The following is a 22,049-nucleotide window of genomic DNA, read 5'->3' as shown; positions in this document are numbered from 1 at the left end:
TGCAATATTTATGCTTTAAAAGTTAAATATAACGCGCATTTCTCATTAAACATAGCACAAAATAGCGAGGGGGAAGGTCGGTAAGAACAATTGTCGGCATTCCATGCAGAATGCCGGACAATTTACGGGGGGACAATTTTTAGCGCGTTTAAGCGGAGAGATTAACGGTTTTCAACCGACTGACGAAGCGTACCGGCCGGGGCATGCACGCTGCCGCCGAGATAGCGAACATCATCAATGGCCCAGCACTGGCCTTCACGGATCATCAGCACTTCATCCTGCCAGTTCTGATCGCCCTGTTTCAGCGCAACGCGTAGCGGGATGTTTCGTGCATCACTATTCGGAATGGTCGAGGCGCTGGCAACACTGGCGCTGTCCGGCGGCGTGGCGCGGCTGGAGAACGGATCGCTGCTCATCAGTTGACGATGCGCGCTGTCACGACTGGCATCCGACAGCAGTTTCGCCAGGCTGTCGCTCAGATAAGGGCGCAGGGCGGTGAGATCATTACTGCGGTGCTGGATACGATAGTCATAGAATTGTTGAGCCACACTGTCCGGGCCGCCATCCACACAGGCCCCCGCACGCGGCCCGTTGTCTTTATAGGCTGGCGTGACGGTAGTGCAGGCGCTGAGCAGCAGCGCGCAAGGGATGAGCAGGGAGAGTTTCGAATAGCGCATAGTGATTTCCTTATAAGCGTTCTGCCATGAGTCTTCTAAGATAACAGTCATCTACGATAATCAATTATATCCTTTCAATGATAGTGTATGGCGCTGATAATGTGCTGAATGTAACCAGGAGAGACATCATGCAATTTTCGACAACCCCCACGCTCGAAGGACAAAGCATCGTGGAATACTGCGGTGTGGTCACAGGCGAAGCCATTCTGGGCGCGAATATTTTCCGGGACTTTTTTGCCGGTATCCGCGATATCGTCGGCGGTCGTTCAGGCGCTTACGAAAAAGAGTTACGCAAAGCGCGTGAAATTGCTTTCGCAGAGCTGGGCGAGCAGGCGAAAGCGCTGGGCGCGGACGCCGTCGTGGGCATTGATATCGATTATGAAACGGTCGGCAAAGACAGCAGCATGCTGATGGTCAGCGTCAGCGGGACGGCGGTGAAAACGCGTCGATGAGAAAGGGGTTATGGCTGGCGGCCTTTGCGTTACTGTTGACGGGATGCGCGGGCGAAAAAGGGATCGTTGATAAAGACGGTTATCAGCTTGATACCCGTCATCAGGCGCAGGCGGCATATCCGCGCATCAAAGTGTTGGTGATCCACTATACCGCGGATGACTTCGATAGCTCGCTGGCGACGCTGACGGATAAAAACGTCAGTTCGCATTATCTGATCCCGTCCGTGCCGCCGTTGCATCGTGGTAAACCGCGTATCTGGCAACTGGTGCCGGAACAGGATCTGGCGTGGCATGCCGGTATCAGTTTCTGGCGCGGCGCGACGCGCATCAACGACACCTCGATTGGCATTGAGCTGGAAAATCGCGGCTGGCAAAAATCGGCGGGTGATAAATATTTTGCCCCGTTTGAGCCTGCGCAGATTCAGGCGCTGATCCCGCTGGCAAAAGACATTATCGCCCGTTACGACATCAAGCCACAGAACGTGGTCGCGCATGCGGATATTGCCCCACAGCGAAAAGACGATCCCGGTCCGCTGTTTCCCTGGCGAGCGCTGGCAGCACAAGGCATTGGCGCCTGGCCCGATGCGCAGCGGGTAAATTTCTACCTCGCTGGGCGGGCGCCGCATACGCCCGTTGAGATGGCCTCACTGCTGGATCTGTTGTCGCGTTATGGGTATGAGGTGAAGCCTGAAATGACCGCGCGTGAACAGCAGCGCGTTGTGATGGCGTTTCAGATGCACTTCCGCCCGACGTTGTGGAACGGCGTTGCCGATGCCGAAACGCAGGCGATTGCTGAGGCGTTACTGGAAAAGTATGGGCAAGGTTAGCGATGCAGTTTTCCGTGGTCGCGCAACCACGCGGCCGTTTTCACAATGCCTTCATCCAGCGTCACCACCGGCTTATACCCCAGTTCCGTTTCGGCACGGCTGATATCCAGCGTAAAATCGAAATTCAGCTTCGACACCCCGTAGTGGGTTAACGCCGGCTCTTTGGCAGACTTATTGCCAAAGTGCTCCAGGCTGCGGGCAATCATATCCAGCATCGGATAGGGCACGGAACGGATCCGGCAGTGAATATTCAGTTCATCAATCAGCTTTTGCACGATACTGCGCAGGGTTCTGGGTTCGCCGTTGGTGATGTTGTACACCCGACCGGACGGCAGGCTGTCGCACAGTTCCTGACTCGCCAGCCACATCGCGTGGATTGCGTTCTCATAGTAGGTCATATCGACCATCGCGCTGCCGCCGTGCGGCAACAGCACGCTGCCGTAGTGGTGCATCATGTGCGCCAGACGGGGAATAAACACTTTGTCGTGTGGGCCAAACAGGCTCTGTGGGCGCAACACCGTAAACCGGGTCTGCGGGTTGGCCTGGGCCAGCAGGCTGATGACCTCTTCGCCAGCGGCTTTGCTGCGGGCAAATTCGTTGGCAAAGCGGTGCGGGCGAAAATCTTCTTTGATATCGCGATGATGGTGATAATCGAAATAAAGCGATGGAGAGGAAATATGAACAAAGTTACGCACGCCCCATGCGACGGCCCATTCGCCAAGACGGCGGGTCGCACGTACGTTTGCCAGATCAAAGGCTTCCTGAGTTCCCCAGGGTGAGGTGAAACTTGAGCAGTGCCACAGCGTATCGATGCCCGCAAGCATAACCTTCGCCTGCGAAGAGACCAGCTCGGTCAGATCCGCATGCACAAACTCCGTGCCCATTTTTTCGAGCAGTTTACCCATCGCTTCGTTGCGACCGGTCGCTCTGACGCTGATGCCTTTGTTGCGCAAAAACTCAACCGCGTTTCGTCCTAAGCCGCTGGTTGCGCCGGTAACCAGTACCTTCATATCAGTCCACTGTGTTTAATAAAACGTCGTGCGCATTCTTCCGTGAATTACGTCGGTATGCAATGGGAAACATGAAACAATACAGTAAGTTTTTACGATTTATCTGTGATTTGTTCTGCAAGTCTGGCAATTTTCTTTGCCATCCCCCGGAAAATAAACAGGTGCGCCGGGATCATCAGCAGCCAGTAGAAAAGCCCTGGCATACCGTGCGGATGCCACCAGGCACGCACGTCAATTTCGCGATGATCGCCCTTATCGTCAAGGGTAAAGCTCAGCCGTCCCAGGCCTGGCGCTTTCATGCCAAACAGCAGCGCGAGCTGTTTTTCTGGCTCGACGATAATCACTTTCCAACTGTCTACAGTATCGCCCGGTTGAAGCAGTTCGTGTTCAGGGCGACCTTTTGCCAGCCGATGCCCGACTAGCAGATCCAGCGCGGCCCGGATCTTCCACAATCCATTGCCAAAGAAATAGCCCTCTTTGCCGCCAAGACGGTTCACTACCCGCCACAACGCCGGCAAACTGGCGGATGTCTTTACGGTAAACCCGGCCTGTTTGGCGAAAAAACCGTATTCCGGTCGCCAGCGGGCAAACGCCTGCGCGTCGTAACCCCAGTCGCTGGAGTTCACCAGTTTCTCCTCTTCCTTCAGCGTGCTGCGTACAGCATCGTCAAAGGCGATAAGCTTTTGGGGTATCAACGCCCGTAGTTCGCTGTCATCGGCCAGCAGATCGTGTCTGAGACCCTGTATCAACGCTTTCGCGGTGGTAGGCGGCACCGAGGTGATGACATTCAGGAACCAGACGGAAATCCAACGGGTGGGAAAGGGGATGGGGATAAGCCAGCGATGCTTGCCGCTCACCGTCATGAAATGTTCGAACTGCTGCTGATAGCTAAGCACCTGTGGCCCGGCGGCTTCAAAGATCCGATGCTCACGGGACGGGTGATCCAGCAAGGCCACCAGATAATGCAGCAGGTTTTCCAGCGCGATGGGCGTGGTACGTGAGCGCACCCAGCGCGGCGGGGTCAGCACCGGCAGGTTGTAGACCATGTCGCGCATCACTTCAAAAGCGGCGGAACCGGCTCCGACGATGATCCCGGCGCGCAGTTCCGTTACCGGTACGCCAGACTCGCGCAGGGTATCGGCGGTGATCTGCCGCGCCCGCAGGTGGTCAGACTGCTCGTGTTCCGGTGCCTGCAAGGAGCTGAGAAAAATCAGTTGCCCGACCGGCGTTTCACGCAGAGCATCACGCACGTTAAGCGCGACCTGACGCTCATGGGCAATGAAATCGCCGCCTTCTCCCATACCGTGTACCAGATAGTAGACGGTATCAACATTCGTCAACAGAGACGCAAGCTGCGTCGGCCAGTTCAGATCGACCTTATGACAGCTGACGTTGGGCAACTGCTGTTTGTCCAGCCGTTCAATGCGACGTGCCACCGCCAGTACCTGATGTCCTTGCTGGCTGAGCGCCTGCACCAGATGTTGACCAATGTAACCACTGGCACCAAGAACCACTATGCGTTGCGGCACATCTCTCTCCTTAACGAGTCAGGAACGCGCGCCAGTGGGCGACGACATCAGCAAGCTGTTCCCGTGAAACATCCAGATGGGTCACCAGACGGACAATCGGCGACGCGTTGATCAGCACGCCCTGTGCCTTCATGTACTCACCCAGCGCTACGGCGTTGGCCTCACCGACGCGGACAAACAGCATATTGGTGTCGTGACGCATCACGTCCGCCCCGGCTTCCCGTAGCTGCTCTGCAAGCCAGGCCGCGTTGTCGTGATCGTCCTGCAGGCGCGCAACGTTATTTTTCAGGGCATACAGTCCAGCTGCCGCCAGGATACCGGCCTGACGCATGCCGCCACCGGTCATTTTGCGCCAGCGGGTCGCACGCTTAATGTAATCGTGGCTGCCGACCAGTAGCGATCCGACCGGCGTCCCCAGCCCTTTGGACAGGCAGATGGTAAAGGAGTCGCAATACTGCACGACCTCTTTGAGTTCACAGCCGTACGTCACGACAGCGTTAAAAATACGTGCGCCATCGACATGCAGCGCCAGACCGCGCTCACGGGTAAATTCCCATGCCTCTTTCAGATACTCTCGTGGCAGGACTTTGCCGTTGTGGGTATTTTCGAGGCTTAACAGGCGGGTACGGGCAAAGTGGATGTCATCTGCCTTTATTTTGGCGGCGACTTTATCCAGCGGTAACGTTCCGTCTGGCGCAGCGTCAATCGGCTGCGGCTGAATGCTGCCGAGCACCGCCGCGCCGCCGGCTTCATACAGATAGTTATGTGCCCCCTGACCGGCGATATACTCTTCGCCACGCTCGCAGTGGCTCAGTAGCGCCACGAGGTTGGCTTGGGTGCCGGTGGGTAAAAATAACGCCGCTTCTTTACCTGAAAGGTCAGCGGCGTAGTGCTGGAGAGCGTTAACGGTAGGGTCATCCCCGTACATGTCGTCCCCCACCGGGGCGGCCATCATTTCTTCAAGCATGGCGCGACTCGGACGGGTGACGGTATCACTGCGTAGATCAATCATTGCACATCCCTATTGTTTGAAAGGCGATGTGCATTGTTTTACCTGAGCCAGTTGGTTTTTGCCAGTTCGATCACCTCATCGCCGCGACCGCTGATGATGGCGCGCAGCATATACAGGCTGAAGCCTTTGGCCTGCTCCAGTTTGATCTGCGGCGGAATGGCCAGTTCTTCTTTTGCAACAACTACATCCACCAGCACCGGGCCGTCGATTGACAGGGCGCGCTGTAGTGCTTCATCAACGTCTGCGGCTTTTTCCACCCGAATACCGGTGATGCCGCACGCTTCGGCAATGCGCGCAAAATTAGTGTCGTGCAACTCCGTACCGTCAGTGAGATAACCACCGGCCTTCATCTCCATCGCCACAAAGCCCAGCACGCTGTTGTTAAAGACCACGATTTTGACCGGGAGCTTCATCTGGACCACCGACAGGAAATCCCCCATCAGCATACTGAATCCGCCGTCGCCGCACATGGCAATGACCTGACGTCCCGGTGCGGTGGCCTGTGCGCCCAGCGCCTGCGGCATGGCGTTAGCCATCGAACCGTGGTTAAACGAGCCCAACAGACGGCGCTTGCCGTTCATTTTCAGGTAGCGGGCGGCCCACACCGTCGGCGTACCGACGTCGCAGGTAAAGATGGCGTCATCGGCGGCAAAATGGCTGATTTGTTGCGCCAGGTACTGCGGGTGAATTACCTTTTCGCTGGGTTTGGCAAGATCGTCGAGGCCCTTACGCGCATCGCGATAATCGCTCAATGCCTTATCGAGGAATTTACGTTCGGTTTTCTCTTCCACCAGCGGCAGCAGTGCCGTCAGCGTGGCTTTGATATCGCCTACCAGCGCCATATCGACCTTACTGTGCGCGCCGATACTGGCGGGGTTGATATCAATCTGAATAATTTTGGCGTCGGTTGGGTAGAACGCGCGGTAAGGGAACTGCGTACCGAGTAGCACCAGCGTATCGGCATTCATCATGGTATGGAAGCCGGATGAGAAGCCGATCAATCCGGTCATCCCCACATCATATGGGTTGTCGTATTCGACATGTTCTTTACCGCGCAGGGCGTGAACGATAGGGGCCTTAATTTTGGCGGCAAACTCGACCAGTTCTTTATGCGCACCCGCGCAGCCGCTGCCGCACATCAGGGCGATGTTGCTGGAGTAGCGTAACAGTTGGGCCAGCTTTCTTAACTCTTCTTCTGCGGGCGTGACGATCGGTAAGGGCGCGCGATACCAGTGGCTGCTGGCGCTTTCTGGCGCCGGTTTTAATGCCACATCGCCTGGTAATACCACCACCGAGACGCCGCGATTGAGCACCGCTTTGCGCATGGCAATCGCCAGGACCTGGGGGATCTGTTCCGGGCTGGAAACAAGCTCGCAATAGTGGCTACATTCGCGGAACAGTTCCTGTGGGTGCGTCTCCTGGAAATAGCCGCTGCCAATTTCGCTGGACGGAATGTGGGCGGCGATGGCCAGCACCGGGACGTGGTTACGATGACAATCAAACAGACCGTTGATCAGATGCAGGTTACCGGGTCCACAAGACCCTGCGCAAACCGCCAGTTCACCGGTCAGTTGCGCCTCCGCACCCGCCGCAAACGCGGCAACTTCTTCATGACGGGTCGACATCCACTCAATCGTTCCCATGCGATTGAGGCTGTCGCTCAGGCCGTTCAGCGAATCGCCCGTCACGCCCCAGATACGTTTCACACCTGCCTGTTCCAGTGTTTTAGCAATAAAAGCGGCAACCGTTTGTTTCATGGTTTTCCATCTCCTTAATTGTGATACCGGTTACAAGTTTAGATGAAGATAGTGATTACGCTGCGTGGCCCCCCCTTATTTTCAGCGGCTTCCTTTCAGGGGGGATAACGCGTAGCGTGAAAAAATCAGAGTGAACCAGGGGTAAATTCAGATGCTTACCACATTGTTAAATGCAGTGAATCGGATGCTGACGCACGAGGATTTTGGCAAGTTTTTATTACGCCTGGCGGTGGGGGGATTGATGCTGTTTCACGGGCTGCATAAGCTGTTTGCCGGAATTGATGGCATTAGCGGAATGCTGATTGCCAAAGGGTTACCGGGCTTTATTGCGTACGGCGTACTGGTGGGGGAAGTGATTGCGCCTTGTCTGATTATTCTCGGGATCCTGACGCGTCCGGCGGCGCTGGTGCTGGCATTCACCATGATTGTGGCGTGGCTGATGGTCGGGATGAATGAAACCTGGGCGCTGGATAAAACTGGCGCATGGGCAATTGAAAGTCTGGTCTATTTCTTTATCGGCGCACTGGCGGTGGCGTTTCTCGGTGCGGGACGGTTTTCGGTTGCGGGTAATTCAGCCTGGCGGTAAAAAAAATGCCCGGACGAACCGGGCATTGTTGACTCAGGCGAGCACTAAGTCGCCCTGCGGATGACAGGAGCAGGCCAGTACGTAGCCTTCGGCGATTTCAGCATCGGTTAGCGTCATGGTGCTGCTGACCGTATAGTCGCCGGAAACCACTTTGGTTTTACAGCAACCGCAGACGCCCGCGCGGCAGGCAACGGTGACGGGCACCTTGTTGCTTTCCAGCGCATCCAGCAGCGTCGTACCGACCGGCGCGTAAAATTCTTTCGCTGGCTGCAGCTTAGTGAATTTCAGACCGCTGGTTACCGCTTCCGCTACCGGGGTGAAGAACTGTTCTTTAAAGAAGCGCGTGACGCCCAGCGCTTTCACTTCCCGCTCGACCAGATCCATATACGGCGCCGGGCCACAGGTCATCACCGTGCGGGAGGCCAGATCCGGTACCTGTTGCAACAGCGCAGTGGTCAGGCGACCGGCGACAAAACCGGCCGTGGCGTTGTTTTCCGCCACCAGCGTGACCGGATACTGACGCCATTCTTCGGCAAAAATGACATCCTGCGGCGAGCGCACGTTGAAGATCACCTGTACGTCAGCATGCGGACGGTACTTCGCCAACCAGCGGCGCATCGACATGATCGGCGTGACGCCACAACCGGCTGCCAGCATCAGGAACTTATCATCGGCTTTGTCTTCGCAGATGAAATCGCCCATTGCATCGGACAGCCAGAGGTAGTCGCCGCGCTTCACGTCGCGGGTTAACCACTGTGAGCCCGCACCATCGTCAATCCGGCGAACGGTCAGCGTAATGTACTCGCTGACGCCCGGCGTTGAAGAGAGCGTGTAAGCGCGCAGCGTTTCCGCCGAATTACGCACGCTGATCAGTGCATACTGCCCGGCGCGATACGGATAATAGTCGTGGCACAGCAACGAAATTGTCCATACATCCGGCGTTTCCTGATGGATGTGATGAACCTGCATCCGCCATGGGCACTGATGAGTTGGCATTGTCATTTTTTACTCCTTACGCGCTCAGCAACTGCTTCATGTCTTCTTCAACGGTGGTCACGGAACGTAGACCAAATTTCTCGTTGAGTACCGCCAGCAGATCCGGCGTGAAGAAACCAGGCGCAGTCGGGCCAGTAACGATGTTTTTCACACCGAGAGACAGCAGGGTCAGCAGAATGACAATCGCTTTCTGTTCAAACCAGGAGAGCACCAGCGACAGCGGCAGGTCGTTTACGCCACAGCCCAGTTTCTCTGCCAGCGTCACTGCCAGAATGATAGCGGAGTACGCATCGTTACACTGACCGGCATCAACCAGACGCGGCAGGCCTTCGATATCGCCGAACTCCAGCTTGTTGAAGCGATATTTACCGCAGGCCAGGGTCAGGATCAGGCAATCATCCGGTACGCTGGTGGCGAAATCGGTGAAGTAGTTACGTTCGCCGCGCGCGCCGTCACAGCCGCCGACCAGGAAGATATGACGCAGTTTTTCACGGCTCACCAGATCGATCAGAGTGTCCGCCGCGCCCAGCAGGGTCTGACGACCGAAACCGACGGTGATCAGGTGTGGAATTTCGCTGTACGGGAAGCCTGCCATTTGCTGGGCCTGCGCGATAACCGGACCGAAGTCATCGCCTTCCAGGTGGCTCACACCCGGCCAACCGACGATGCTGCGAGTCCAGATACGATCGTCGTAACTGCCAACGGTCGGGTCGATGATGCAGTTAGAGGTCATCACGATAGGGCCAGGGAAGCGGGCGAATTCGACCTGCTGGTTCTGCCAGCCGCTACCGTAGTTACCAATCAGATGTTTGAATTTACGCAGTTCCGGATAACCGTGCGCGGGCAGCATTTCACCGTGGGTGTAGACGTTAACGCCAGTACCTTCGGTTTGTTCCAGCAGGTTATACAGATCTTTCAGGTCATGACCTGAGATCAGGATGCACTTCCCTTCGGTCGCTTTCACGTTAACCTGGGTCGGCGTCGGGTGGCCGTATTTAGTGGTTTCACCGGCATCCAGAATGCTCATCACTTTGAAGTTCATCTGGCCGATTTCCATTGAGCACTCCAGCAGAGTGTTCATATCGGAAGGCCAGGTGCCCAGCCACGCCATGATTTTATGGTACTGCGCGTAGATATCGTTGTCGTACTTCCCGAGAACGTGCGCGTGCTCCATATAGGCCGCCGCCCCTTTCAGGCCGTACAGGCACAACAGACGCAGGCCGAGAATGTTCTCGCCAATCGCGGCTTTGTCTTTGTTCGGGGTAAATTCGGCGGCCTGACGCTGCAGGTCGCCCAGATCGTCACTAACCAGTTGCAGGTCAGCCATTGGGTTGTCGCAGTGCGCATTGGCGTCAACGCTCAGGCATTGGGCTTTTAGCGCTTCACGCATCGCGATAGCGTCGCGTGCATAGCCGACGATACGTGGAGAATCGAAGTTAACGTTGGTCAGCGTGGAGAAGAAAGCACGCGGTGCAAAGTTATCAACGTCATGATTAATGATGCCATATTCACGAGCTTTAGCCGCCCATGCAGACAGACCTTGTAGGGAGGCGATCAGCAGATCCTGAAGATCAGAGGTTTCAGCCGTTTTACCGCACATACCCTGTGCGTAAGAGCAGCCGTTTCCTGCCGGAGTACGGATGGTTTGTTCACATTGCACACAAAACATGGTCACACCTTTAAAGTTATATTTGATATACATGTTTAAGATTATGCCTGTACGCAGAGGGATAAAAGGGATTTCTGATACAACTTACAGGGAGATTGATTTAGCGCAATTTTGGCGGCAGTGGCCTACCGCCAAAGAGGGCGTTAAGCGGAGAAAAAAGCCATCAAAATGGGCACCAGCAAACTGAGGACAAAGCCGTGAACAATCGCCGCTGGAACCATCTCCAGCCCACCGGTACGCTGTAAAACCGGCAGGGTAAAGTCCATTGACGTGGCACCACACAGTCCCAGTGCAGTAGAACGACTGCGGCGTACCAGACCCGGGATCAGCATAATCGCGAGCAGTTCGCGCGCCAGATCGTTAAAGAACGCGGCGCTGCCGATCACCGGACCGTAGGATTCGGTCAGCAAAATACCAGAAAGGGAGTACCAGCCAAAACCCGACGCCATCGCCAGCGCGGTTTTCACTGGCAGACCGAGAATCAACGCGTTAATCAGGCCGCCAATCATGGAACTGGCGACGACCACGACCGCCACAATCATGCCTCGCCGGTTCAGGACAATCTGCTTTAACGTCATCCCGCTATTGCGTAACTGGATGCCGACCAACAACAGCAGCAGGATCAGCGTATATTCGCTTGCTTCTGTGGCGTGTTGCAAAATGGGCAGCGCGCTCAATCCCAGCAAAAAGCCAACCACCACCACGCCGCACAGTTTCAGCGACTCAAGCGCCATCGCGATACGGGAGGGCAGTTTCTCTTGTTGATGATGATGTCGCCAGGGTAATGCGCGTTCCAGCCACAGTAATGCGGCAATATTGCACAGCAAAATAACGGTAATGCTAACGGCGGAATAGTGAAATATCGCCAGCAAATTGCTCGCCAGATTATCCAGAAAGGCCAGGCTGATCCCCATAAAAAAGAGAATCAGATAAACCATCCAGCTCAATAGTCGATTGATCAGTTTTAATGCCGCGGAGTGCCGAAGCGGAATGAGATAACCTGCTATCAGCGGAAGCAGAATGATGAGAAGTCCTGAAAACATGAACAGCCGGGTCCTTTGAATTAGCGAGACAGCGCCATGACACTACCCAATTACGCGGGTTCAGTAAAGATGCAAAATAAAAGCCGGACAAGGTCCGGCTGAAGCGCGTTTGACCCGACGGGTATGCGCCGTCGGGTGTTCTGACATTAATCGCGTTTTTCGAGCAGCGTACGGTAAATAAGACCGCCGAGAATCCCGCCAATAATTGGCATCACCCAGAATAACCACAGTTGTTCTAACGCCCAACCGCCCTGGAAGATAGCGACCGCGGTACTCCGCGCCGGGTTCACAGACGTATTGGTCACCGGAATGCTGATCAAGTGGATAAGGGTTAATGCCAGACCGATAGCGATCGGCGCAAAACCTGCCGGTGCATGTTTGTCCGTTGCGCCGTGAATCACCAGCAAGAAGCCGGCAGTCAGCACGATTTCGATAATAATCGCGGACAGCATGGAGTAGCCACCCGGAGAGTGCTCGCCATAACCGTTGGAGGCGAAACCGCTGGCGGTTGCATCAAAACCGGCTTTACCGCTGGCAATTAAATACAGGACTGCCGCTGCAATAATACCGCCGACTACCTGGGCAATAATGTAGCCAATAACCTCTTTTGCCGGGAAACGGCCGCCAGCCCATAAACCTAATGTCACCGCCGGATTAAAATGCCCGCCGGAAATATGGCCAACAGCAAAGGCCATGGTTAATACGGTCAGGCCGAAGGCCAGGGCAACACCCGCAAAACCAATACCTAATTCCGGAAACGCTGCTGCCAGAACGGCGCTGCCGCAGCCACCAAAAACAAGCCAAAATGTACCAAAACATTCGGCTGCTAATTTTCTCAACATATCCACCTCAATGTAAAAAATAACCACAAAAAAACAGTGGCAATCAATATTTATTGTCTGCCTGAATGACGACAAATAAATAGCTCGCTATTTTAAAAACGATCGTCATCCGTTCTCTAGTCAAATAAAACCCGTTAGTTTGATTTAGGGCAATGCGGCGTCATTCCTTCCATAGATTTCTCTTAAGGGAAGTGTAGTGCAAAGTCCTGTGAAAATGGATTGTCAAAAACGGATTTATTTTTTGCATCCTGCAAAACGTGCGTTTCTGTATTACGAATGAAAGAGTAAAGAATAAATCGTTCATCCTTCAGACAGTTAGCTTGCGTAATAATATGCCTGTCACGTCCCGCGCCGGGTTTTGCGGTTATACTGCGAGGAGAGTAAAGGGAAAGTGAAGATTTTCTGGAGGATACATGATTCTCGAACGCGTTGAGATAGTGGGATTTCGCGGTATCAATCGACTGTCGTTGATGCTCGAGCAGAATAACGTCCTGATCGGTGAGAACGCCTGGGGTAAATCAAGTTTACTGGATGCGTTAACACTCCTGCTGTCACCCGAATCTGAGTTGTATCATTTTGACCGCGATGATTTCTGGTTTCCTCCTGGTGATATGAAAGGCCGCGAACATCATCTGCATATCGTACTGACGTTTCGTGAATCTCAGCCTGGGCGCTACCGGGTTCGCCGCTATCGGCCGCTCGAGGCGTGCTGGGCACCGTGTCACGATGGTTTTCAACGCATCTTTTATCGACTTGAAGGCGAATGTGGCGAGGATGGCAGCGTGATGACGCTGCGCAGTTTTCTCGACGGTGACGGGCATCCGCTGGCGGTAGACGATATCAACGAACAGGCGCGGCATCTGGTGCGCCTGATGCCGGTGCTGCGTTTACGCGATGCGCGGTTTATGCGCCGTATTCGTAACGGCACGGTGCCGGAGGTTGCTGATGTCGAAGTCACCGCCCGCCAACTGGATTTTCTCGCCCGCGAACTGGCGATGCGTCCGCAGAATCTCACCGACGGACAGATTCGGCAGGGGCTTTCGGCGATGGTGCAACTGCTCGAGCACTATTTTACCGAGCAGGGCACTTCGCAGTCCCGCCACCGCTTAATGCGCCGACGCTCCACCAACGAACAGCGAAGCTGGCGCTATCTCGATATTATCAACCGGATGATCGACAAACCGGGAGGACGTACTCACCGGGTGATTCTGTTGGGGCTGTTCTCCACGCTGTTGCAGGCGAAGGGCACGGTCAGGCTGCATAAAGACGCCAGACCACTGCTGTTAGTAGAAGATCCGGAAACGCGTCTGCATCCCATCATGCTGTCAGTGGCGTGGCAGTTGCTGAATCTGCTACCGCTTCAGCGTATCACCACCACCAACTCGGGCGAGTTGCTCTCGCTGACCCCGGTGGAACATGTCTGCCGTCTGGTGCGTGAATCCTCGCGCGTGGCGGCCTGGCGTCTGGGACCGGGGGGGCTGAGCGCAGAGGATGGTCGACGCATTGCGTTCCACATTCGCTTTAACCGTGCTTCCTCGCTGTTTGCCCGCTGCTGGCTGCTGGTGGAAGGGGAAACAGAAACCTGGGTTATCAACGAACTGGCCCGTCAGTGCGGTCATCACTTTGATGCCGAAGGGATTAAGGTGATCGAATTCGCGCAGTCCGGTCTTAAACCGCTGGTGAAATTCGCCCGGCGGATGGGCATTGAGTGGCACGTGCTGGTGGATGGTGATGAAGCCGGGAAAAAATATGCCGCCACGGTGCGCAGCCTGCTGAATAACGACCGGGAAGAAGAGCGCGAACACCTGACGACGCTGCCAGCGCTGGATATGGAACACTTTATGTACCGGCAGGGGTTTGCCGATGTTTTTCACCGGGTGGCGCAAATCCCGGAAAATGTGCCAATGAATATGCGCAAAATCATTTCGAAGGCGATCCATCGCTCATCGAAGCCCGACTTAGCCATCGAAGTGGCGATGGAAGCCGGGCGGCGAGGTGTGGATGCGGTGCCGACGCTGCTGAGAAAAATGTTCTCCCGGGTGCTGTGGCTGGCGCGCGGCAGAGCGGACTAACCCTGTAAGCACTGCGGAACCTGCGAGACGATGCTGTCGAGCAGCGCATAGCGGCGGCGGTATTCAGCCCGTTTTTTGCTGGCGATATCCGCCTCGCTTTTTCGCGCAATGGTCAGCGGCAGCGAGAAGTAATCTCCTTGCGTTTTTTCACCGCCCAGGGACGCCCAGAAGGCGTCGTAGTCGGCATGCATTTGCGTTTTTTTGTCCATATAGCGCCAACTGCGATAAACATGCACCTCGTTGCTGACCGCCAGAATCTGCTCCGCCCTGGCGATGTGTGCGAACTGACACAGCGCTTCCATTACCACTCTTTTGGGGAACAGGCCGTAACAGGCTTTCGTGGCCTGCTGAATGACCTCATGTGGAACATCATTTGCCGCGCCCTGCAAGCCGCCAATAAACAGGGTGCGTTTTCCGTTTAGCGTGCAGAATGTGAAGGTAATTTCTGCCAGAATACGCATCTGCTCGTCGCGGATCACGACGGTACTTTCACCTTCTTTATCCAGTGAGACCAGGCTGACTAAATCAAGCTGGAATGACGCACCGTCTTTGGCCTCAAATTTTGCCAGATTGAGACCGTTCTGGCTTAAATAACGGGCCAGTTGTTCGCGGCTGAATAACTGACGCAGCAGGTCATAATGACTACAGAGCGCGGTCAGTGCGGTTTCGCGCTTAATATTCACCGCCATATACGGACGATGCAGACGAATTGGCAACCGGGGTTGTCGGGCCAGCAGCGTATTCAGCTCAGGCCATTGGGTCAGGTTTTCCAGCAACTGACGGGTAGCCCTTGGCATCAGTAACGAGCGAATTAAAAACTTACGGCGAAAGCTGGCCTTCCGCCAGAATTTACCCGGCAGTAATTGACCCCTTGTCAGGCGCATAAATAATTGTAAAGGAGACGCAACGTCTGAAGTGTAAAAGGTATTATCAGTAATCTGTGACATGATCATAATCCGCAATGCGATGATTGTGGAAATTGAAACACGCTGAATCTTAACCAATCATCAATGCCTCGAGCGCTATCCTTTTCGCTTGCGGTTTGTTTAGATACTGTTGAATTTCAGCTGAAAACTTACCATCAGGATCGCTATGGGTATTAAGGGAAATAAAATTAAAAAGCGCTATCTGTTGCTTATTTTCATTCTCATCCTGGGGGCATTTGCCCTTTGGCGGACGCTTAATGCGCCGGTGCCAAATTATCAGACGCTGATTGTGCGGCCGGGAGATTTGCAGCAGAGCGTACTGGCAACCGGCAAACTCGACGCCTTACGTAAAGTTGACGTGGGCGCGCAGGTGAGTGGTCAGCTCAAAACGCTGTCGGTAGCAATTGGCGATAAAGTGAAGAAAGACCAGTTGCTGGGCGTTATCGACCCCGAACAGGCGGAAAACCAGATCAAAGAGGTGGAAGCGACGCTGATGGAGCTTCGCGCTCAACGCCAGCAGGCTGAAGCCGAGTGGAAGCTGGCGCGGGTGACGCTCGCCCGCCAGCAACAGCTGGCAAAAACTCAGGCTGTGTCGCAACAGGATCTGGACACCGCCGCGACGGAGATGGCGGTGAAACAGGCACAAATCGGTACCATTGATGCGCAGATCAAACGCAATCAGGCATCTCTGGATACCGCGAAGACCAACCTCGACTACACCCGCATCGTTGCGCCGATGGCCGGTGAAGTCACGCAGATCACCACCCTACAGGGGCAGACGGTGATTGCCGCGCAGCAGGCGCCGAACATTCTGACACTGGCGGACATGAGTACGATGTTGGTGAAAGCACAGGTTTCTGAAGCTGATGTGATTCACCTTAAACCGGGGCAGAAAGCCTGGTTCACCGTGCTGGGCGATCCGCAGACCCGCTACGAAGGGACGCTGAAAGATGTGCTGCCGACGCCGGAAAAAGTGAATGATGCCATTTTCTATTACGCCCGATTTGAAGTGCCCAACCCCAAAGGTATTCTGCGCCTGGAGATGACCGCACAGGTCCATATTCAGCTAACGGATGTGAAAAACGTTCTGACGATCCCGCTTTCCGCGCTGGGCGATCCGGTCGGGGACAATCGCTACAAGGTGACCTTACTGCGTAACGGTGAAACTCGTGAACGCGAAGTGTCAATTGGCGCGCGCAATGACACCGACGTGGAGATTGTAAAAGGGCTGGAAGCCGGTGATGAAGTGGTGACGGGCGAGGGCAAACCAGGAGTCGCGCAATGACGGCATTGCTTGAACTGAGCAATATTCGCCGCAGTTATCCCTCGGGAGAAGAGCAGGTGGAGGTGCTGAAAGGCATCACGCTACAGATCAATGCCGGGGAGATGGTCGCGATCGTCGGGGCGTCTGGCTCCGGCAAATCCACGCTGATGAACATTCTGGGATGTCTCGATAAACCCACCAGCGGCACCTACCGGGTCGCGGGACGCGATGTCTCAACGCTGGACCGCGATGCGCTGGCGCAACTGCGTCGGGAGCATTTCGGTTTTATTTTCCAGCGCTACCATTTGCTGTCACATCTGACGGCAGCACAAAACGTCGAAGTCCCTGCCGTTTACGCCGGTACGGAAAGGAAACAGCGTCTGGCGCGCGCGCAGGAGCTGCTCCAGCGGCTTGGTCTGGGCGATCGCGTTGATTATCAACCCTCGCAGCTTTCCGGCGGTCAGCAGCAGCGCGTGAGTATTGCCCGCGCGCTGATGAACGGCGGACAAGTGATCCTCGCCGATGAACCCACCGGTGCGCTCGACAGCCGTTCCGGTGAAGAGGTGATGGCAATTCTGCACCAGCTGCGCGATCGCGGGCATACGGTCATTATCGTCACCCACGATCCCCTGGTTGCCGCCCAAGCTGAGCGGGTGATTGAGATCCATGACGGCGAAATTGTGCGCAATCCGCCCGCAAAGCACACCGCGCAGGGGCAGGGCATTCAGGAACCGACGGTGAAAACGGCGTCAGGCTGGAGCCAGTTTGTCAGCGGGTTTCGCGAGGCACTGACAATGGCGTGGCTGGCGATGGCGGCCAACAAAATGCGCACGCTGCTGACGATGCTCGGGATCATCATCGGTATCGCGTCGGTGGTGTCGATTGTGGTGGTCGGCGACGCAGCGAAACAGCTGGTGCTGGCAGACATCCGCGCCATCGGGACCAACACCATTGATATCTACCCCGGCAAAGATTTTGGCGATGACGATCCACAGTATCAGCAGGCGCTGAAATACGACGATCTTGCGGCGATCCAAAAACAACCCTGGGTGACTTCTGCGACGCCCGCCGTGTCGCAGAACCTGCGCTTACGCTATGGCAATATCGACGTCGCCGCCAGCGCGAACGGGGTCAGCGGCGACTATTTTAACGTTTATGGCATGACGTTCAGCGAAGGGACAACGTTCAACCGTGAACAGCTTAACGGCCGTGCGCAGGTGGTAGTGCTCGACAGCAACACCCGACGTCAGTTGTTCCCGCATAAGGCGAACGTGGTGGGTGAGGTGATCCTCGTGGGCAACATGCCTGCGACGGTCATTGGCGTGGCGGAAGAGAAGCAGTCGATGTTTGGCAGCAGCAAAATCCTGCGCGTCTGGTTGCCTTACAGCACGATGTCCGGGCGCATCATGGGGCAGTCGTGGCTGAACTCGATCACCGTACGAGTGAAGGAAGGCTTCGACAGCGCACAGGCCGAACAGCAACTCACCCGACTGCTGACGCTGCGTCATGGCAAAAAGGATTTCTTCACCTGGAATATGGACGGTGTCTTGAAAACCGCCGAAAAGACCACACGTACTCTTCAGTTATTCCTGACGCTGGTGGCGGTGATTTCGCTGGTAGTTGGCGGGATCGGCGTGATGAATATTATGCTGGTGTCGGTCACAGAGCGTACGCGGGAGATCGGCATCCGGATGGCGGTTGGCGCGCGCGCCAGTGATGTGCTGCAGCAGTTTCTGATTGAAGCGGTGCTGGTATGTCTGGTGGGCGGCGCGCTGGGTATCAGCCTGTCGATGCTGATTGCCTTCACGCTGCAACTGTTCCTGCCCGGTTGGGAGATTGGTTTCTCGCCGGTCGCGCTGCTGACGGCATTTTTGTGCTCTACCTTTACTGGCGTCCTGTTTGGCTGGTTACCGGCGCGCAACGCGGCGCGACTGGATCCGGTCGATGCGTTAGCGCGAGAGTAACGTCCCGGGAAATAAAAATGCCAGCCGATCGGGCTGGCATTTTACCTGCGGGATGTACACAATGAGACAGAAGAGCTATGCAACAGCTTCTGCTTCGATAGGCACGATGACACTGGCGTGATTGCCTTTTGGCCCCTGGTGAACATCAAACTGGACAGACTGTCCGGCTTTTAGCGTTCTGTAACCATCCATCTGAATGGTGGAATAGTGAGCGAAAATATCTTCGCCGCCGCCTTCAGGGCAGATGAACCCAAACCCTTTGGCATTGTTGAACCACTTAACAGTACCCGTTTCCATGCTTCGACATCCTTCGTAAATCTTATATAAGTAAGATGGAATGAACCGGTGGTGGAGTGGGGGGTTGTTCAAAACCTCGCCAACTCTCGAAATTACAATTTAGAGAAATCAGGCGGGGCGTCAAGCGTCTGACGGGGGTCGGTGGGTAAAAATGAATCAAAAATTTGAAGCAGTTAACGCTATTGGCGGGAATGTGACAGATGTCGCGGATGCCAGTGATAGATGATAGTTATCTATTAATTGAGGTAGATTGATTGTGCACATCCGCTCTTGTCAGCGGCAGACTGTTCTGCCGGTAACCGTAACTGAAGATGACGACTGACAATGGGTAAGACGAACGACTGGCTGGATTTCGACCAGCTGGCGGCTGATAAAGTGCGTGACGCGCTAAAACCGCCATCTATGTATAAAGTGATATTAGTCAATGATGATTACACTCCGATGGAGTTTGTTATTGACGTGTTACAAAAATTCTTTTCTTATGATGTAGAACGTGCAACGCAACTGATGCTTGCGGTTCACTATCACGGTAAAGCCATCTGCGGCGTTTTCACCGCAGAGGTCGCGGAGACCAAAGTGGCGATGGTGAACACGTATGCGAGGGAGAACGAGCACCCGTTGCTGTGTACGCTGGAAAAAGCCTGAATGCAGGCATAAAAATTGGGGGGAGGTGCCTATGCTCAATCAAGAACTGGAACTCAGTTTAAATATGGCTTTCGCCAGAGCGCGCGAGCACCGTCATGAGTTTATGACCGTCGAGCACTTGTTACTGGCGCTGCTCAGTAACCCATCGGCCCGCGAAGCGCTGGAAGCGTGTTCCGTGGACCTCGTGGCGCTCCGTCAGGAACTCGAAGCCTTCATTGAACAAACCACACCCGTATTGCCTGCCAGCGAAGAAGAACGCGACACGCAGCCGACGCTGAGCTTTCAGCGCGTACTGCAACGTGCGGTCTTCCACGTTCAGTCCTCCGGGCGCAGTGAAGTGACTGGCGCGAACGTGCTGGTCGCCATCTTTAGCGAACAGGAATCTCAGGCTGCTTACCTACTGCGTAAACATGAGGTCAGCCGTCTTGATGTGGTCAACTTTATTTCTCACGGTACGCGCAAAGATGAGCCGAGTCAGTCGTCTGATCCTGGCAGTCAGCCCAATACCGACGAGCAAGCTGGCGGGGAGGAACGTATGGAGAACTTCACGACTAACCTTAACCAGCTTGCCCGGGTTGGCGGTATTGACCCGCTGATCGGCCGTGACAAAGAACTGGAGCGCGCCATTCAGGTACTGTGCCGTCGGCGTAAAAATAACCCGCTGCTGGTGGGGGAATCTGGCGTCGGGAAGACGGCGATAGCCGAAGGCCTGGCCTGGCGTATCGTGCAGGGCGACGTGCCGGAAGTGATGGCCGATTGCACCATCTACTCGCTGGATATCGGTTCGCTGCTGGCGGGCACCAAATACCGCGGTGACTTTGAAAAACGCTTTAAAGCGCTGCTGAAACAACTGGAGCAGGATAGCAACAGCATTCTGTTTATCGACGAGATCCACACCATCATCGGGGCCGGTGCGGCGTCGGGTGGTCAGGTGGATGCGGCAAACCTGATTAAACCGCTGCTTTCCGGCGGTAAGATCCGCGTGATCGGCTCCACAACCTATCAGGAGTTCAGCAATATTTTCGAGAAAGACCGTGCGTTAGCCCGTCGCTTCCAGAAAATTGATATTACTGAACCGTCGGTAGAAGAGACCGTACAGATCATCAATGGCCTGAAACCGAAGTATGAAGCGCACCATGATGTCCGTTACACCGCGAAAGCGGTACGTGCGGCGGTTGAACTGGCGGTGAAATACATCAACGACCGTCATCTGCCGGATAAAGCGATTGACGTCATTGATGAAGCGGGTGCGCGTGCGCGCCTGATGCCGGTCAGCAAGCGTAAGAAAACCGTCAACGTGGCGGATATCGAGTCCGTTGTGGCGCGTATTGCGCGTATCCCGGAGAAGAGCGTGTCGCAAAGCGATCGTGATACGCTGAAAAACCTTGGCGACCGTCTGAAAATGCTGGTCTTTGGGCAGGATAAAGCCATTGAGGCGCTGACCGAAGCCATCAAGATGAGCCGTGCGGGCCTGGGACACGAGCATAAGCCTGTCGGTTCCTTCCTGTTTGCCGGTCCGACCGGGGTCGGGAAAACCGAGGTAACAGTGCAGCTTTCTAAAGCGCTGGGAATTGAATTGCTGCGTTTTGACATGTCCGAGTATATGGAACGTCATACGGTCAGCCGCCTGATTGGCGCGCCTCCGGGATACGTTGGTTTCGATCAGGGCGGTTTGCTGACGGATGCGGTCATCAAGCATCCCCATGCGGTACTGCTGCTCGATGAAATTGAAAAAGCGCACCCGGATGTCTTTAACCTGCTGCTGCAGGTGATGGACAACGGCACGCTGACGGATAACAACGGGCGTAAAGCCGATTTCCGCAACGTGGTGCTGGTGATGACGACTAACGCCGGTGTCCGTGAAACGGAGCGTAAATCGATTGGCCTGATTCATCAGGACAACAGCACTGACGCGATGAGCGAAATCAAGAAAGTGTTCACGCCGGAGTTCCGTAACCGTCTCGACAATATTATCTGGTTCGAGCACCTGTCTACTGAGGTGATCCACCAGGTTGTCGATAAGTTCATCGTCGAGCTGCAGGTTCAACTGGATCAGAAAGGTGTCTCCCTGGAAGTCAGCCAGGAAGCGCGTAACTGGCTGGCTGAGAAAGGCTACGATCGGGCAATGGGCGCACGTCCAATGGCGCGCGTGATTCAGGATAACCTGAAAAAACCATTGGCGAACGAGCTGCTGTTTGGTTCTCTGGTGGATGGCGGGCAGGTGACCGTGGCACTGGATAAAGAGAAAAATGAGCTGACCTATGGTTTCCAGAGTGCCCAGAAGCACAAACCGGAAGCCGCGCATTAATCTCACTTCTCTATAACTGGTTGATAAACCGGGCCGTGTGCCCGGTTTTTTTATGCGAAAAAAAGCCTGTACTTGCGTACGCGCTCATTCTCGAATATGGCGGTGAGGGGGGGATTGACTCGCTTCGCTCGCCCTGCGGGCGTCATGGCCTGCGGCCATTCCGTCCAACGGGC

General features: G+C 55.1%; 20 protein-coding genes. 9 read left to right on the top strand and 11 right to left on the bottom strand.

What is annotated here, in order from left to right; genetic code table 11:
* Nucleotides 1-161: 161 nt before the first annotated feature.
* Nucleotides 162-677: a lipoprotein gene (locus OGW13_RS19055; RefSeq protein ID WP_044264217.1), complete on the bottom strand. Its 516-nt coding sequence runs from the start codon at nt 675-677 to the stop codon at nt 162-164.
* Nucleotides 678-805: 128 nt separating this feature from the next.
* Here OGW13_RS19055 and OGW13_RS19050 point away from each other — a divergent pair, with 128 nt between their 5' ends.
* Nucleotides 806-1,129, top strand: a complete 324-nt coding sequence (locus OGW13_RS19050) for a heavy metal-binding domain-containing protein (protein WP_042320310.1) — start codon at nt 806-808, stop codon at nt 1,127-1,129.
* Nucleotides 1,126-1,956: an N-acetylmuramoyl-L-alanine amidase gene (locus OGW13_RS19045; protein WP_044256372.1), complete on the top strand. Its 831-nt coding sequence runs from the start codon at nt 1,126-1,128 to the stop codon at nt 1,954-1,956. The genes OGW13_RS19050 and OGW13_RS19045 overlap by 4 nt, the downstream gene beginning before the upstream one ends.
* Here the strand turns inward: OGW13_RS19045 and OGW13_RS19040 are convergent.
* The 4 genes from OGW13_RS19040 to poxB all read right to left on the bottom strand — a co-directional run bounded on the left by OGW13_RS19040 (nt 1,953) and on the right by poxB (nt 7,264).
* Nucleotides 1,953-2,966, bottom strand: a complete 1,014-nt coding sequence (locus OGW13_RS19040) for a 3-beta-hydroxysteroid dehydrogenase (RefSeq protein WP_287116384.1) — start codon at nt 2,964-2,966, stop codon at nt 1,953-1,955. The genes OGW13_RS19045 and OGW13_RS19040 overlap by 4 nt on opposite strands.
* Before the next feature lie 92 nt (nt 2,967-3,058).
* A complete protein-coding gene (locus OGW13_RS19035; protein ID WP_043001222.1) occupies nt 3,059-4,495 on the bottom strand; it encodes an SDR family oxidoreductase in 1,437 nt (478 codons plus the stop codon).
* Between the two features lie 10 nt (nt 4,496-4,505).
* Nucleotides 4,506-5,507, bottom strand: a complete 1,002-nt coding sequence (ltaE, locus tag OGW13_RS19030) for a low-specificity L-threonine aldolase (RefSeq protein WP_287116383.1) — start codon at nt 5,505-5,507, stop codon at nt 4,506-4,508.
* A 38-nt stretch (nt 5,508-5,545) separates the two neighbouring features.
* Nucleotides 5,546-7,264: a ubiquinone-dependent pyruvate dehydrogenase gene (poxB, locus tag OGW13_RS19025; protein WP_287116382.1), complete on the bottom strand. Its 1,719-nt coding sequence runs from the start codon at nt 7,262-7,264 to the stop codon at nt 5,546-5,548.
* A gap of 151 nt (nt 7,265-7,415) precedes the next feature.
* Between poxB and OGW13_RS19020 the strand changes: the two genes are divergently transcribed.
* Complete coding sequence (locus OGW13_RS19020; protein WP_044327093.1) at nt 7,416-7,850, top strand: DoxX family protein; 435 nt, start codon at nt 7,416-7,418, stop codon at nt 7,848-7,850.
* A 33-nt stretch (nt 7,851-7,883) separates the two neighbouring features.
* Here the strand turns inward: OGW13_RS19020 and hcr are convergent, their stop codons facing one another.
* The 4 genes from hcr to aqpZ form a co-directional block, all read right to left on the bottom strand.
* On the bottom strand, nt 7,884-8,852 hold the full coding sequence (hcr, locus tag OGW13_RS19015; RefSeq protein WP_044264207.1) for an NADH oxidoreductase: 969 nt from the start codon (nt 8,850-8,852) through the stop codon (nt 7,884-7,886).
* A 10-nt stretch (nt 8,853-8,862) separates the two neighbouring features.
* On the bottom strand, nt 8,863-10,515 hold the full coding sequence (gene hcp / locus OGW13_RS19010) for a hydroxylamine reductase (protein WP_200050308.1): 1,653 nt from the start codon (nt 10,513-10,515) through the stop codon (nt 8,863-8,865).
* A 143-nt stretch (nt 10,516-10,658) separates the two neighbouring features.
* A complete protein-coding gene (locus OGW13_RS19005; protein WP_061070329.1) occupies nt 10,659-11,558 on the bottom strand; it encodes a LysO family transporter in 900 nt (299 codons plus the stop codon).
* Between the two features lie 146 nt (nt 11,559-11,704).
* Nucleotides 11,705-12,400 carry an aquaporin Z gene (gene aqpZ / locus OGW13_RS19000; RefSeq protein WP_044327096.1) on the bottom strand — a complete coding sequence of 232 codons (696 nt, stop codon included), beginning with the start codon at nt 12,398-12,400 and terminating at the stop codon, nt 11,705-11,707.
* 413 nt (nt 12,401-12,813) lie between these two features.
* Here aqpZ and OGW13_RS18995 point away from each other — a divergent pair, with 413 nt between their 5' ends.
* Nucleotides 12,814-14,472, top strand: a complete 1,659-nt coding sequence (locus tag OGW13_RS18995; protein WP_043001216.1) for an ATP-dependent endonuclease — start codon at nt 12,814-12,816, stop codon at nt 14,470-14,472.
* Here the strand turns inward: OGW13_RS18995 and OGW13_RS18990 are convergent.
* Nucleotides 14,469-15,419, bottom strand: coding sequence for a VirK/YbjX family protein (locus tag OGW13_RS18990; RefSeq protein ID WP_287116381.1), 951 nt, complete (start codon nt 15,417-15,419; stop codon nt 14,469-14,471). The genes OGW13_RS18995 and OGW13_RS18990 overlap by 4 nt on opposite strands.
* 145 nt (nt 15,420-15,564) lie before the next feature.
* Between OGW13_RS18990 and macA the strand changes: the two genes are divergently transcribed.
* Together macA and macB are read left to right on the top strand one after the other, a co-directional pair.
* Entirely contained in the window at nt 15,565-16,683 is a 1,119-nt protein-coding gene (gene macA, locus OGW13_RS18985; RefSeq protein WP_043001214.1) for a macrolide transporter subunit MacA, read from the top strand.
* Nucleotides 16,680-18,626 (top strand): macrolide ABC transporter ATP-binding protein/permease MacB, encoded by a 1,947-nt coding sequence (gene macB, locus OGW13_RS18980; RefSeq protein WP_287116380.1) that lies wholly within the window; start codon nt 16,680-16,682, stop codon nt 18,624-18,626. The genes macA and macB overlap by 4 nt, the downstream gene beginning before the upstream one ends.
* A 75-nt stretch (nt 18,627-18,701) precedes the next feature.
* On the opposite strand, the gene cspD is transcribed toward macB, so the two are convergent.
* Nucleotides 18,702-18,923, bottom strand: a complete 222-nt coding sequence (cspD, locus tag OGW13_RS18975) for a cold shock-like protein CspD (protein ID WP_042284847.1) — start codon at nt 18,921-18,923, stop codon at nt 18,702-18,704.
* Between the two features lie 151 nt (nt 18,924-19,074).
* On the opposite strand from cspD, the gene OGW13_RS18970 reads away from it, so the two are divergent.
* The 3 genes from OGW13_RS18970 (at nt 19,075) to clpA (ending at nt 21,876) form a co-directional block, all read left to right on the top strand.
* Complete coding sequence (locus OGW13_RS18970; RefSeq protein ID WP_212807582.1) at nt 19,075-19,149, top strand: hypothetical protein; 75 nt, start codon at nt 19,075-19,077, stop codon at nt 19,147-19,149.
* A 98-nt stretch (nt 19,150-19,247) separates the two neighbouring features.
* Nucleotides 19,248-19,568 carry an ATP-dependent Clp protease adapter ClpS gene (gene clpS / locus OGW13_RS18965; RefSeq protein WP_042320277.1) on the top strand — a complete coding sequence of 107 codons (321 nt, stop codon included), beginning with the start codon at nt 19,248-19,250 and terminating at the stop codon, nt 19,566-19,568.
* Nucleotides 19,569-19,599: 31 nt separating this feature from the next.
* Complete coding sequence (clpA, locus tag OGW13_RS18960; protein ID WP_043001212.1) at nt 19,600-21,876, top strand: ATP-dependent Clp protease ATP-binding subunit ClpA; 2,277 nt, start codon at nt 19,600-19,602, stop codon at nt 21,874-21,876.
* The last annotated feature ends 173 nt before the right edge of the window (nt 21,877-22,049 follow it).

The organism is Citrobacter sp. Ca225 (genome assembly GCF_030337175.1).
GTDB classification, from domain to species: domain Bacteria; phylum Pseudomonadota; class Gammaproteobacteria; order Enterobacterales; family Enterobacteriaceae; genus Citrobacter_A; species Citrobacter_A amalonaticus.
The sequence above is the reverse complement of the archived record's forward strand: the minus strand, read 5'-3'. Positions and strand labels throughout refer to the sequence as shown.